Here is a 13254-nt window from a genome sequence, read left to right as displayed (position 1 = left end):
AAGGGGATGCGGGACACCGGTAGGCTGGATATCTGTGCAGACCCACGAGATCCGACGGCGATTCCTGGACCATTTTGTCCGTGCCGGACACACCGAGGTGCCCAGTGCCTCGCTGATCCTGGCCGACCCGACCCTGTTGTTCGTCAACGCGGGCATGGTTCAGTTCAAGCCGTATTTCTTGGGCCAGGAGGCGCCGCCGTTCCCGCGCGCGACCAGTGTGCAGAAATGCGTCCGCACCGGCGATATCGAAGAGGTCGGCGTCACCACCCGGCACAACACCTTCTTCCAGATGGCGGGCAACTTCTCCTTCGGTGACTACTTCAAGCAGGACGCCATCACCCTCGCTTGGGAGTTGATCACCAAGTCGCAGGAGGACGGCGGCTACGGTTTCGATCCCGAGCGGATCTGGGTGACGGCCTACGAATCCGATCCGGAGGCCGCCGAGATCTGGCACCGGGTCGCGGGCATCCCGAAGGAGCGGATCCAGTTCCGCGACGGCAAGGACAACTACTGGGATATGGGCGTGCCCGGTCCGGGCGGCCCGTGTTCGGAGATCTACTACGACCGCGGCCCCGAATACGGCAAGGACGGCGGTCCGGTCGCCGACGAGGACCGCTACCTGGAGATCTGGAATCTGGTCTTCATGCAGGACATCCGCGGTGAGCAGAGCCCCAAGCTCGGCTACCCGCCGGTCGGATCGCTGCCGAAGAAAAACATTGATACCGGTATGGGCGTCGAGCGCATCGCGCTGCTGCTGCAGGGCGTCGACAACGTCTACGAGACCGACCTGCTGCGCCCGATCATCGATAAGGCCGAGGAGTTGACCGGCCGGTCCTATGGTGTCGAACACGAGGACGACCGGCGCTTCCGCGTCATCGCCGACCATGCCCGCACCTCGGCCATGCTGATCGCCGACGGCGTCAACCCGGGCAATGAGGGCCGTGGCTACGTGCTGCGCCGCCTGCTGCGCCGGATCGTGCGCTCGGCCCGGCTGCTCGGTGCGGACAAGCCGGTGATCGGCGAATTCATGAAGGTCGTCAGTGAGCTGATGTCGCCGTCGTATCCGGAACTGGCCACCGACTTCGCGCGGATCGAGAACGTCGCGGTGGGCGAGGAGACGGCGTTCCTCAAGACTCTGAACACCGGCTCGCGGCTGTTCGCCGACGCCGTGGACGAGGTTGCGGCCAAGGGCGGCAAGACAATTCCGGGTTCGGACGCCTTCAAACTGCACGACACGTACGGCTTCCCGATCGAGCTGACCCTGGAGATGGCGGCCGAGGCCGGACTGTCGGTCGACGAGGAGGGCTTCCGCTCGCTCATGGCCGAACAGCGCAAGATGGCCAAGGAGGATGCCCAGGCGCGCAAACACGGACATGCCGACCTGTCCATCTACAAGGAGTTGGTCGACCGCGGCGCAACGGAATTCACCGGCTTCGATGAGCTGACCTCCGAAGCGCACGTCCTCGCCCTGATCGCCGACGGCGTGCGGGTGCCGACCGCCACCATCGGCCAGGACGTCGAGGTCATTCTGGACCGCAGTCCGCTCTACGCGGAGTCCGGTGGTCAGATCGCCGATCGCGGCACCATTACGGCGCAGGGCCTCAAGCTGCGCGTCAACGATGTGCAGAAGATCGCCAAGAAGCTGTGGGTGCACAAGACCACGGTGGAACAGGGCCAGATCACCGAGGGCGATGTCGTACTCGCCCAGGCCGATCCGGCCTGGCGCCAGGGTGCCACCCAGGGCCATTCCGGCACGCATATGGTGCATGCCGCGCTGCGGCAGGTGCTCGGTCCGAACGCCGTGCAGGCCGGTTCGCTGAACAAGCCCGGCTATCTGCGCTTCGACTTCAACTGGCAGGGCCAGCTCTCCGAACAGCAGAAGGCCGATATCGAGGCCGTCTCCAATGACGCGGTCGGCTCGGACTTCCCGGTGAACACCTTCGTCACCGATCTGCCCAAGGCCAAGCAAATGGGCGCGCTCGCGCTGTTCGGTGAGAACTACGGCGACGAGGTGCGCGTGGTGGAGATCGGCGGACCGTTCTCGATGGAGCTGTGCGGTGGTACGCACGTCCAGCATTCCTCGCAGATCGGCCCGATCACCGTGCTCGGCGAATCGGCGATCGGTTCCGGCAAGCGACGCGTTGAGGCCTTCGTCGGCCTGGACTCCTATAAGTATCTGGCGAAGGAGCGTGCGCTGCTGGCCGGTGTCGCGTCCTCGCTGAAGGTGCCTTCGGAGGAGGTGCCCGCGCGCGTCGAGCAGCTCGTGGAGCGGCTGAAGGTGGCCGAGAAGGAGCTCGAGCGCACCAAGATCGCCGCGGTGCTCGCATCGGCGGCGAAGTTCGTCGCGGAGGCCGAGCGGGTCGGCAGCGTGCTGCTGGTGGCCGCCGCCGCGCCCGAAGGCGTCACCGCCGGTGACCTGCGCACCCTCGCCACCGATATCCGTGGCCGGTTCGGCACCGAACCGGCGGTCGTGGTGCTGCTCGGCAATGCCGATGGCAAGGTGCCCTTCGTTGTGACGGTCAATAAGAGCGCGCAGGATCTCGGCTTCAAGGCCGGAGATCTGGTCGCCAGCTTCGGCCCGAGCATTTCCGGTCGCGGTGGCGGCAAGCCGGAGATGGCGCAGGGTGCGGGTTCGGACCCCTCGGGTATCGAAGTGGGTCTGGCCTCGGTCCGTGCTCGGGTGGCCGAACTGGCCGGGTGATGGGCGACTCGGAGAGTCATCGTCCCTCGCCCGACACCGATCCCGGCCGCGGCAGGCGGATCGGTATCGATGTCGGCAGTGTCCGAATCGGGGTCGCCTCCAGCGACCCGGACGGCATGCTCGCCACGCCCGTGGAAACGGTGGCGCGCGCGAAGCCGAATAAGCGCGCGCCTGGACCGGCAAGCGACATTTCCAGAATTGCCGAAATTGTGCGGGAGTACGAGGCCGTCGAGGTCATCGTCGGTCTGCCACGGACATTGCGCGGGGAAAAAGGCACTGCCGCCGATGCGGCGATGCTATTCGCGGAGCGTTTGCGCGCAGTCATAGCACCCGTGCCTATCCGACTTTCCGACGAACGTTTGACTACGGTGTCAGCTGCACGTGCATTGCGGGACAGTGGAGTTCGCGCGCGTGGCCAGCGGCAGGTGATCGATCAGGCGGCCGCCGTAGCGATCCTGCAAGGATGGTTGGACGAACGGAGTGCGGTGTTGAAGTCGGCCGAAGCGGCGTCTGAGTCCGGAGACGGTGCATGACGGATCGATGGACGCGAGCCGAGGAACGTTTCCGTCAGCGCGAGGCTGAACGGCGTTACCGGCGAAACGACCAGGCATGGGAGGACTACGACGACGACACCACGGTCATTCCGCGCTACACCGACGACGAAGATCACGACGAGGCACTCGCGGCCGAGCGTTCGCGGCGCGCGGCCCCGCAGCGAGCCGAGCGCGGCGACGAACCCCGGCGCGGCCGTCCACAGCGGGCCGAGGGTGCGCCGCCGCGGCGGTCCCGCGGTGACGGGTTGGGTGGCGGGCGCTCGGGTGCCGCGTCCGCGCGCTCCGGCCGCGGCAGGTCCGAGCGCGGCGGGAGTCGGGGAGAGGAGGAGCGTGCGGAGTCCCGCTCCGAGCGTCAGCGCAGCGCGCCCTCGCGCGGCCGACGGTCCCGGGCTGCCTCGCGCAAGGCGGCCGAGCGCAAGAAGCGCCGCCGGAATCTGTGGCTGATCGGTGCGCTGTTCGTGGCGCTGTTCGCCGGGGCCGCGGTATTCGCGGGGATGAAAGTGGTCAAGATGTTCGGCGCGCCCGAGGATTTCGCGGGTCCAGTGGGACCGCTGGTAGTAGTGCAGGTGCATTCCGGCGACACCTCGAACCAGATCGCGGACGAGATGCAGAAGAAGGGCGTCGTCGCGAGCAGCGAAGCCTTCTTCCAGGCGGCCGTGCGCAATTCGAATATGAATTCGGTGCAGCCCGGCTACTACGCGATCCCGAGTCACAGCCCGTCCACGCAGGCGGTGACGGCGCTACTCGGCAAGAGTTCCCGGGTCGGCAATCTGGTCGTCTCCGAGGGACGGCAGTTGCACGACCAGCAGGATGTGAATACCGGCTCGCGCAAGGACGGCATCTACCGCAAGATCGCCGACGCCAGCTGTGTCGGCACCGGTACGAATCAGAAGTGCATCACCTACGACCAGCTCGATGCCGCCGGTGCGGGCGCGGATCTGACCGCCCTCGGCGTGCCGAGCTGGGCGGAGCAGCGGGTGCGTGACGTGCCCGACCGCAGCAGGCAGCTGGAGGGGCTGATCGCCGCGGGCACCTGGGATTTCGATCCCAGCGGTACGCCGGAGCAGATCCTGAAGCAGCTGGTGGGTGCGAGTTCGCGCAGCTACGAGTCGACCGGTCTGTTGCAGTCGGGCGCGGAGACGAAGCTGAATCCGTACCAGACCTTGATCGCCGCCTCGCTGGTGGAACGCGAAGCGCTGCCGCAGGATATGGGCAAAGTGGCGCGGGTGATCGTGAACCGGCTCGAGGCCAACCAGCCACTGCAGTTCGACTCGACGGTGAACTACGCGCTGGACCGCACCGAAGTCGCGACCACCGACGCCGACCGCGGCAAGCGCACGCCGTGGAACACCTACGCCATGCCGGGACTGCCCGCGACTCCGATCTCCGCGCCCTCGTTGAATGCGATGCGCGCCGTGGAGAATCCGGAGCCGGGGACGTGGTTGTACTTCGTGACCGTCGACAAACAGGGGACCACTTTGTTCACCGAGAGCTACAGCGAACATCTGCGCAATATCGAAAAGGCCAGGCAGAGCGGAATTCTCGACAGTGGGCGGTGAGGCGATGCCGACAACGCGCAAGGCGGCCGTGCTCGGTAAGCCGATCGCGCATTCGCGGTCGCCGCAGCTGCATCTGGCGGCCTACCGTGCCCTCGGGCTCGACTGGACCTATGAGCGCATCGAATGTTCGGCCGAGGAGTTGCCCGGTCTGGTCGATGGGCTCGGGCCGGAATGGGTCGGGCTTTCGGTGACCATGCCGGGTAAAGAGGTCGCGCTGGCATATGCGAGCGAACGCACGGAGCGTGCGGTACTGGTGGGCTCGGCGAATACGTTGGTTAGGATCGGCTCGGAGGGTTGGTGTGCCGACTGCACCGATGTCGACGGGGTGCTCGGCGCGTTGCGCGGTGCTGGCGTCGGCGAGTTGACCGAGGGCGTCGTACTCGGTGCGGGCGGGACCGCACGTCCGGCGCTGCTCGCGTTATCCGAACTCGGTGCGAAGACGGTGACCGTCGTCGCCCGCGATGCCGGAAGGGCACGCAACGCCGTGGATCTTGCCGAGCGGCTCGGTATGACTACCGCCGTGATCGGCTTCGACAAAGACGCATTGCGTGCGGCGTGCGCGGATGCCGGTGCTGTGGTGAGCACGATCCCGGCCGAGGCGGCTGCGGTCGTCGCCGAAGCGGTGGCCGCGGCCCCCGTGGTGCTCGACGCGATCTACGATCCGTGGCCGACGCCGCTGGCCGTTGCGGTCGCGCGGGCCGAGCACACTGTGGTCGGCGGGCTGGAGATGCTGCTGAACCAGGCCTATGGGCAGGTCGAACAGTTCACCGGCCGCCCGGCTCCGCACGCGGAAATGGCCGCGGCAATAAATCTGTAACCGGTTCTCATTTGGATCCGGCCGACTCGAGGCTATGGTGTTGACCATGAATGGTTGGGTGTTGCGGGCCATTGGGCTCGGTGCGCTGGTCGTTTTCCTGCGTGCCGCGCTGGGATTCGCGATGGTGTACTGGCCGACCCAGGGCAGTTGGATGCGACCGCTGTGCCTGGTGGTGCTGCTTGTCGCGGTGGTGTTCTGGGGTGTGTTGGATGGCCGCAAGGATCGTGAGGTCCATCCGGATTCGGAGCACGGCTCCGACCTGACCATCCTTTGGCTGAAAACCGCGGTCGCCGCAGGTCTGGGTAGCGGCGCGGTCTCGTGGCTGCTCGACTGGCTGCCCCGGTTCGATCTCGGCGATAACGGCCTGTTGTTCGAAATGACGGCGGGCGCGTCCTTCATCGTCCTGCTGGTCTTCATTCCAGGTCTTATCGGCATCGGCATCGGCCGCATCATTGCCGATCGCCAGATCAACAAGTCCGCTGATCGGCCTACACCTCAGGCACCTGGCGCCGCGGCGACTCCCGCGTAGCCGCTCACGTATTCGACTGGAGGCGACCCTCATCGGCTGATACGGCCGGAGGGTCGCCTTCGTTTTCCGGATGGGCCGCAATCCTGTTCGCGTCCCGGGGACGGGCGGGTTCGGCCGGTCTGTTCACCGAGCCCATGTTCGACGAGGACGGGTTGCTCAGCGCCCGTGCAGCCGGTCGGGATGTCGTCGGCAGATGTGCCGAGATCGTGATGCGAGGCGGCGCACCCGACTCGGATGCGCCGCTGCAATGTTCGCGACTACAGCAGGATCGCGCCACTACTGTCGCTGTCCTCCCTGGCGATGGCCGAGTAGGCGGCGGCCAGCAGGGTGGGGTCGGGGCCTTCGAGGCGGCCGGGTTTGGCGAGGCCGTCGAGGACCACGAAGCGCAGAACGCCGGAGCGGGTCTTCTTATCGGTCTGCATGGCGTCGAGGAGTTGGGGGAGGGCGTCGGCGTCGTAGCTGGTCGGCAGGCCGACGCTGGCCAGGACGCTGCGGTGACGGTCGGCGGTGGCATCGTCGAGGCGTCCGGCGAGGCGGCCGAGTTCGGCGGCGAAGACCAGACCGACCGAGACAGCCGCACCGTGCCGCCAGCGGTAGCGCTCGCGGCGCTCGATGGCGTGACCGAGAGTGTGGCCGTAGTTGAGGATCTCGCGCAGGCTGGCTTCCTTGAGATCGGCTGCGACAACATCGGCCTTCACCTGAATGGCGCGGCGGATCAGTTCGGGCAGCACGTCGCCGGTCGGGTCGAGTGCGGCCTCCGGATCGCGCTCCACCAAGTCCAGGATCACCGGGTCGGCGATGAAACCGGCCTTGATGATCTCGGCCATACCGGCGACGATCTCATTGCGCGGCACCGTTTCCAGGGTCGCCAGATCGACCAGCACCGCGGCCGGTTCGTGGAAGCTGCCGACGAGATTCTTGCCCGCCTCGGTATTGATACCGGTCTTACCGCCGACGGCCGCGTCGACCATGGCCAGCAGCGTGGTCGGCACATGCACGATATGCACCCCGCGCATCCAGGTGGCGGCGACGAAGCCGGCCAGATCGGTCGCCGCCCCGCCACCGAGGGATACCACGACGTCATTGCGGGTCAGGCCGATGCGGCCGAGCACCTCCCAGCAGAACCCGGCCACGGCCAGATCCTTACCGGCCTCGGCATCCGGGATTTCGACGCGGTGCGCGTCGATACCGTTGTCGGCCAAGGCCTTGCGCACCACCTCGGCGGTTTCGGCAAGGGGCGGCTGATGGAAGATCGCGACGGTGCGCACGCCGGTGGTTGCGCCGACGACCGACTCGACGAGCTCACCGAGTAGGCCGCGGCCGATGATCACCGGATACGGATCGGCGGTGCGGACCTCGATGCGACTGGGCTCGGTCGGGCTTGTCGGATGGTCAGCGGGGCTGACCGGTCGCTCGCTTCGCTCACTCATGCGTACTCGGCTCCGATTCTGTGCGTGCTGTTTGTTTGAGCGCTCGCGCGCGGGCGCGCCGGGCCCGGGTGCGGCGGGACCGGCTTCCAGGTGTTGCCGGGTCGCCGGATCCTTCGGAACCGGCGCGGCCATTGGTGATTTTGCCGGTTGGCTTCGGGCGGTCGACTGTGGCGGTATCGGTCGTGATCCGGTTGCCCGCGGTGATCTTGCCGGTGGGCTTGATCCGCTCGGTTGCCGCGGAGTCGGTGCCATCCGTCTGTGCTGCTGCTGCCCGGCGACGGGCGGCCGCACGGGCCCTGGCGGCTCGGCGGGCGCGAGATCTATTGCTGCCCTGCGGTTTCGGTGCTGTGCCCGTCGACGCGGTTTCGCTCGAATCGGGCTCCGATTCTTGTGGCAGCACCGATTCCATGCCCAACTTCGCCATGATCATCCGCACCACCCGGCCCGGACTGCGACCGTCGGTGCGCACCCGCACCGTCGCGACTTCCCGGTACAGCGGTCTGCGCTTGCGCATCAGCTCCCGATATTTCGCACCCGGATCCGCTCCGTTGAGCAGTGGTCGCTGGGTACTCGCGCCGGTGCGCCGAAGTCCTTCGGCCACACTGATTTCCAGATACACCACGGTGCGATTGCGCAGCAGCGCCCTGGTGTCGTTGGACAGCACGGCCCCACCGCCGAGTGAGACGACACCGCGTTCGGCGAGGATGGCGCGGCGCACCACCTGCTCCTCGATCCGGCGGAATTCCGGTTCGCCGTCCTCGGCGAAGATCTCCGGGATGGTGCGTCCGGTCTCGCGCTCGATTCCGGCATCGGTGTCGTAGAGCTCGACACCGAGTTCCCTGGCGAGCTTGCGGCCGATCGTCGACTTCCCCGCCCCCGGCGGTCCGACCAGCACCACGCGCGGTGCGCGCGGATCGGACTGCACGATCATTGCGGAACGTGTGGTCGGGTGCCGATGCGCTTGACGTAGCTGGTGATGTTATCGACGGTCTCGACCAGCGAATCTCCGCCGAACTTCTCCAGCGCGGCCTGCGCGACAACCAGCGCGACCATGGTCTCGGCGACCACACCCGCGGCGGGCACGGCGCAGACATCCGAGCGCTGGTGGATGGCGACGGCCTCCTCGCCGGTGGTCATATCGACCGTGGACAGCGCGCGCGGCACCGTCGAGATCGGCTTCATCGCGGCGCGCACGCGCAGCGGCTCGCCATTGGTCATACCGCCCTCGAGACCACCGGCTCGGTTGGTCGAGCGCAGCACGCCGTCCGGTCCCGGCTTCATCTCGTCATGTGCCTGGCTGCCGCGACGGCGCGCGGTTTCGAAACCGTCGCCGACCTCGACGCCCTTGATCGCCTGAATCCCCATGAGTGCACCCGCGAGTCGCGAATCAAGCCGATCCGCGCCGCTGATGAACGAACCCAATCCGACCGGTAGCCCGTCCACGACCACCTCGACCACACCGCCAAGGGTGTCACCATCCTTCTTCGCGGCCTCGATCTCGGCGATCATCGCGGCCTCGGCGTCCTTGTCGAACGCGCGCACCGGACTCTCATCGATCGCGGCCAGGTCGGCGGCGGTCGGCACGATGCCGGTGGTGTTGGCGGCGGTGCCGATCGAGACGACGTGCGAGATGACCTCGACGCCGAAGGCCTGGCGCAGGAAGTTCCTGGCGACCGTGCCCGCCGCCACCCGCGCGGCGGTCTCGCGGGCGCTGGCGCGCTCCAATACATTGCGGGCGTCGTCGAAGTTGTACTTGAGCATGCCCGAGTAGTCGGCATGGCCGGGTCGCGGCCGGGTCAGCGGTGCATTGCGGGCCAGATCGGCGAGTTCGCCCTCATCCACCGGGTCCGCGGACATGACCGTCGTCCACTTCGGCCATTCGGAGTTCGCGATCTCGATGGCCACCGGACCACCCATGGTGCGCCCGTGCCGCACCCCGCCGATGATGGTGACCTTATCGGCCTCGAACTTCATCCGGGCGCCGCGCCCGTACCCGAGCCGACGGCGCGCCAACTGTGCGGAGATCTCGTCGGATGTCACTTCGACACCGGCCACCATCCCCTCGAGGATGGTGACAAGAGCGGGACCATGGGATTCTCCGGCAGTTATCCAGCGCAACACGCTGTCCATCTTCCCATGTCGGCGCGGGTGCTCCGGCACGTGGCCCGCCGTGATCACCGGCACGGCCGCGCCACGACATCGACTAGCCATACGCCGCCGCCAGGCTCAGCACCGTCGCGAGACACATGGCCGGCCCATGGGGTAGCGGATGCGGTCCGGCGCGGTCAGCGCCGGATCGAATCCGCCCGTGGGCCAACACGGCGAGCCCGAATGCCGCGGTCAGAATCGGTGCGATGAGCGCCGCCCGCACCCAAACCTGCGCACCGCCGAGGGCAGCGACCGCGCCCAGTCCGACGGCCAGTTTCACATCACCGGCCCCGAGTGTGGGCGGTGAGATCAAGTGCACCAATAAATATGGCGTCGTCAATAGGACCGAACCGACCACCGCGGCTGTGAATTGTGTTGCGAACAGCGCATATCCGAAGATGATCACCGCACCGGATGCGGTGAGCGCATTGGGCAGTCGACGCTGCTGGATATCGAAGGCGGTTAGCGCCGAGCACCAGGCCGCCAGCAGGGCAAAAACGATGGGGGACATGGCATTCAGCCTCGCCCGTCCCGGTCGCGGAAGCAGCCCCCGATTCCGGATTGGGGATAACCGATCAATATGTGAACATCGATCGCCTCGCTCGAATACCGCTAGACCGGTGTTTTATGCGGGATCTACGGCGTGTCGGCGGTAGTTTTGAGACATGTCTGCTGATCACGTGGGCCCTGGGCCCGACTACGCGGGGCGCCGTAGCGCACTGCGCAGTCTGCTGGTGGAGAACGAGGTCGACGCGCTGTTGGTCACCGATCTGGTGAACATCAGGTACCTGACCGGCTTCACCGGGTCCAACGCCGCACTGCTGGTGACCTCCTGGGATATCCGTAATTCCGAAGAACGCACCGTGATCGGCACCGATGGGCGTTATCTGAGCCAGGTCGTCGAGCAGGTGCCCGACCTGCGCGCCGAAATCGCCAGGGCCACCGCCCGACGCATCGTGGAGCTCGCGGGGGAGTGGCAGCTCGGCCGGGTCGGTTACGAGAGCCATATCGTCACCGTCGACCAGCATCGCGGATTGATCGAGCAGAAGACCGGTTTGGAATTCGTCGCCACTCCGGGGCTGGTCGAACAGCTACGCATGGTCAAGGACGCTTACGAGATCGAACAGTTGCGTGCCGCCTGCGCCGCGGGTGACGCTGGGCTGGCGACGCTGCTGGAACGCGGCGGCCTGCGCCCCGGTCGTACCGAACGTCAGGTCGCCAGGGATCTGGAATGGGCGATGTTCGAACACGGCGCCGATGCGGTCGCCTTCGAGACCATCGTGGCGACCGGCGCGAACTCCGCCATCCCGCATCACCGGCCAACCGGGGCGATCCTGGCCACCGGCGATTTCGTCAAGATCGACTTCGGCGCTGTGGTCGGCGGCTACCACTCCGATATGACCCGCACTTTCGTACTCGGCGCCGCGTCCGACTGGCATCGGGAGGTGTACGCGCTGGTCGAGGCGGCGCAGCGGGCAGGACGCGAGGCGCTGAAGCCCGGCGCACAGGTCGCCGATGTGGATGCGGCGGCGCGTGCGGTGATCGAGGAGGCCGGGCACGGGAAGTTGTTCGTGCACGGTCTCGGACATGGTGTCGGACTGCAGATCCACGAAGCGCCGGGAATCGCCAAAACCGGAACCGGTACACTTCTGTCTGGCGTGGCGGTGACCGTCGAACCAGGTGTGTACTTCCCCGGCCGCGGCGGCGTCCGGATCGAGGACACGCTCGTGGTGCGCGAGGGGGGCCCGGATCTGCTCACCAACACCAGCAAAGACCTGACCGTCGTCGAATGACGCCGGTCACCGAGACCGCATATCCAGAACTAGGAGATCCGAGAACAGTGGCGGACACCAGCGACTTCAAGAACGGCCTCGTGCTGAAGATCGACGGTCAGCTCCAGCAGATCGTCGAATTCCAGCACGTCAAGCCGGGTAAGGGCCCTGCCTTCGTGCGGACCAAGCTGAAGAACGTGCTGTCCGGCAAGGTTGTCGACAAGACCTTCAACGCGGGCGTCAAGGTGGAGACCGCTACCGTCGACCGTCGCGATATGACCTACCTGTACCACGACGGCTCGGATTACGTCTTCATGGACGGCGAGACCTTCGACCAGATCTCCATCTCCGAGGAGACCATCGGCCCGGGCGCGCGGTTCCTGCTGGAGAATATGGTGGCGCAGGTCGCCACGCACGAGGGCGCGCCGCTCTACGTCGAGCTGCCGGTCACCGTCGAGCTCGAGGTGCAGCACACCGATATCGGCCTGCAGGGCGACCGCTCCACCGGCGGCACCAAGCCCGCCACCCTCGAGACCGGTGCCGAGGTGCAGGTCCCGCTGTTCATCAATACCGGCGACAAGCTGCGCATCGATTCGCGCGACGGCAGCTACCTCGGCCGCGTGAACGCCTGATCGCCGGTCGCGGCGAACAGGGATAATGACTGTTGTGGCGGAACAGCCCGTAGACAAGAAGTCCACGTTCAAGAAGCTCGGCGCGCGCCACAAGGCCCGCCGCCGGGCGGTCGATCTGCTCTTCGAGGCGGAGGCCCGCGATGTGGACGCGGCCGACCTGCTCACCGAGCGGGCCGAGCTGGCGACCCAGGATCAGGCGGTCGCCCCGGTGCACCCCTATACCCGCACCGTGGTCGAGGGCGTCGCCGACGATCTGGATCGGGTGGACGGCACCATCGAGTCCTACCTCAAGGATTGGGAGCTGTCCCGGCTGCCCGCCGTCGACCGGGCCATCCTGCGGATCGCGGTGTGGGAGTTGTTCCACGCCAACGATGTTCCGCCGGTGGTCGCCGTCGACGAGGCGGTCGAGTTGGCCAAGGAGCTGTCCACCGACGATTCGCCCGGATTCGTCAACGGTGTGCTCGGCCAGGTCGTGCTGGTCGCCCCGCAGGTGCGCGCGGCCGCCGCTGCGACCAGGGCGCCGCGTCCGGAGTCGCAGGAGTGATCAACAAGTACCTGGTCATGGCGATGCGTAAGCCGTCGTTCGACCCGGCCGTGATCGAACCGCATAGGCGGTTCCTCAACGAGTTGCTCGAGCGCGGGCAGTTGGTGGAGAGCGGGCGGTTCACCGACGGCACCGGTGGTGCGTACGTGATCCATGCCGAAAGTCTCGAAGCCGCAAGGGAAATCGCGCTCACCGACCCGGTGCACACCACAGGTTCCTCGGAGCTGACCGTGTACGAGTGGGAGATCGCCGTCTCCGCCTGATCGACAACGGAAACAGCCGTACACCTCAAAAGGTGTGCGGCTGTTCGCGTTTCGGCACCCGCCCGCGCTCCCGCTGGTGGGTGTACGGGCCCAGCGGGAGCGAACCACGAGCCGTCCACTCCGACGGCCCGCGGACTCGGGTGTGCCGGATTCGCAGCGAGATGTCGCATCCGAACCGTGACACCTGTCCGATCCTGATTCCTCAACCGCACTCGAGGTCAAGCCGATGTGACCGGTACCACATGGCCGGTCACGGTTGCAATGGACTCGCCAATCGATACGCCGTCGTAGCCGGGTGCACCTAT

At 66.8% G+C, this 13254-nt stretch carries 12 protein-coding genes and 1 pseudogene; 9 read left to right on the top strand and 4 right to left on the bottom strand.

From position 1 onward, the window contains the following. Positions 1 to 34: 34 nt before the first annotated feature. Genes alaS through ACIBJI_RS06330 form a run of 5 tightly spaced genes read left to right on the top strand, consistent with a single transcriptional unit; the run spans position 35 to position 6160 of the window. Entirely contained in the window at positions 35 to 2701 is a 2667-nt protein-coding gene (alaS, locus tag ACIBJI_RS06350) for an alanine--tRNA ligase (RefSeq protein WP_364340154.1), read from the top strand. Continuing rightward, the gene (gene ruvX, locus ACIBJI_RS06345; RefSeq protein ID WP_364340706.1) at positions 2701 to 3234 is read left to right on the top strand and encodes a Holliday junction resolvase RuvX; all 534 of its coding nucleotides are present in this window, start codon (positions 2701 to 2703) and stop codon (positions 3232 to 3234) included. The genes alaS and ruvX overlap by 1 nt, the downstream gene beginning before the upstream one ends. Further along, positions 3231 to 4814, top strand: coding sequence for an endolytic transglycosylase MltG (gene mltG, locus ACIBJI_RS06340; RefSeq protein ID WP_364340156.1), 1584 nt, complete (start codon positions 3231 to 3233; stop codon positions 4812 to 4814). The genes ruvX and mltG overlap by 4 nt, the downstream gene beginning before the upstream one ends. 4 nt (positions 4815 to 4818) lie before the next feature. After that, positions 4819 to 5631, top strand: coding sequence for a shikimate dehydrogenase (locus ACIBJI_RS06335; RefSeq protein WP_364340158.1), 813 nt, complete (start codon positions 4819 to 4821; stop codon positions 5629 to 5631). Between the two features lie 46 nt (positions 5632 to 5677). Then, entirely contained in the window at positions 5678 to 6160 is a 483-nt protein-coding gene (locus ACIBJI_RS06330) for a B-4DMT family transporter (protein WP_364340160.1), read from the top strand. 257 nt (positions 6161 to 6417) lie between these two features. Here the strand turns inward: ACIBJI_RS06330 and aroB are convergent, their stop codons facing one another. The 4 genes and pseudogenes from aroB to ACIBJI_RS06310 all read right to left on the bottom strand — a co-directional run bounded on the left by aroB (position 6418) and on the right by ACIBJI_RS06310 (position 10249). Continuing rightward, complete coding sequence (aroB, locus tag ACIBJI_RS06325; RefSeq protein WP_364340162.1) at positions 6418 to 7590, bottom strand: 3-dehydroquinate synthase; 1173 nt, start codon at positions 7588 to 7590, stop codon at positions 6418 to 6420. A gap of 412 nt (positions 7591 to 8002) precedes the next feature. Further along, positions 8003 to 8521: pseudogene (locus tag ACIBJI_RS06320) on the bottom strand (shikimate kinase); the annotation flags it as partial. Then, complete coding sequence (gene aroC / locus ACIBJI_RS06315; protein ID WP_364340708.1) at positions 8518 to 9711, bottom strand: chorismate synthase; 1194 nt, start codon at positions 9709 to 9711, stop codon at positions 8518 to 8520. The pseudogene ACIBJI_RS06320 and the gene aroC, both read right to left, overlap by 4 nt. Before the next feature lie 82 nt (positions 9712 to 9793). After that, on the bottom strand, positions 9794 to 10249 hold the full coding sequence (locus ACIBJI_RS06310) for an A24 family peptidase (RefSeq protein WP_364340164.1): 456 nt from the start codon (positions 10247 to 10249) through the stop codon (positions 9794 to 9796). A 154-nt stretch (positions 10250 to 10403) separates the two neighbouring features. Between ACIBJI_RS06310 and ACIBJI_RS06305 the strand changes: the two genes are divergently transcribed. From ACIBJI_RS06305 to ACIBJI_RS06290, 4 genes are read left to right on the top strand one after another with little or no spacing between them, the layout of a single operon-like run. Beyond that, positions 10404 to 11531 (top strand): Xaa-Pro peptidase family protein, encoded by a 1128-nt coding sequence (locus ACIBJI_RS06305; protein WP_364340166.1) that lies wholly within the window; start codon positions 10404 to 10406, stop codon positions 11529 to 11531. A gap of 47 nt (positions 11532 to 11578) precedes the next feature. Then, positions 11579 to 12142 (top strand): elongation factor P, encoded by a 564-nt coding sequence (gene efp, locus ACIBJI_RS06300; protein WP_364340710.1) that lies wholly within the window; start codon positions 11579 to 11581, stop codon positions 12140 to 12142. Positions 12143 to 12176: 34 nt separating this feature from the next. Further along, entirely contained in the window at positions 12177 to 12686 is a 510-nt protein-coding gene (nusB, locus tag ACIBJI_RS06295) for a transcription antitermination factor NusB (RefSeq protein WP_364340168.1), read from the top strand. Continuing rightward, positions 12683 to 12949: a YciI family protein gene (locus tag ACIBJI_RS06290; protein ID WP_364340170.1), complete on the top strand. Its 267-nt coding sequence runs from the start codon at positions 12683 to 12685 to the stop codon at positions 12947 to 12949. Before nusB ends, ACIBJI_RS06290 begins: the two co-directional genes overlap by 4 nt. Positions 12950 to 13254 lie beyond the last annotated feature (305 nt).

This window comes from Nocardia sp. NPDC050408 (assembly GCF_044458905.1).
Taxonomy (GTDB): Bacteria; Actinomycetota; Actinomycetes; order Mycobacteriales; family Mycobacteriaceae; genus Nocardia.
This window is presented reverse-complemented; position numbering and strand designations above follow the sequence as displayed.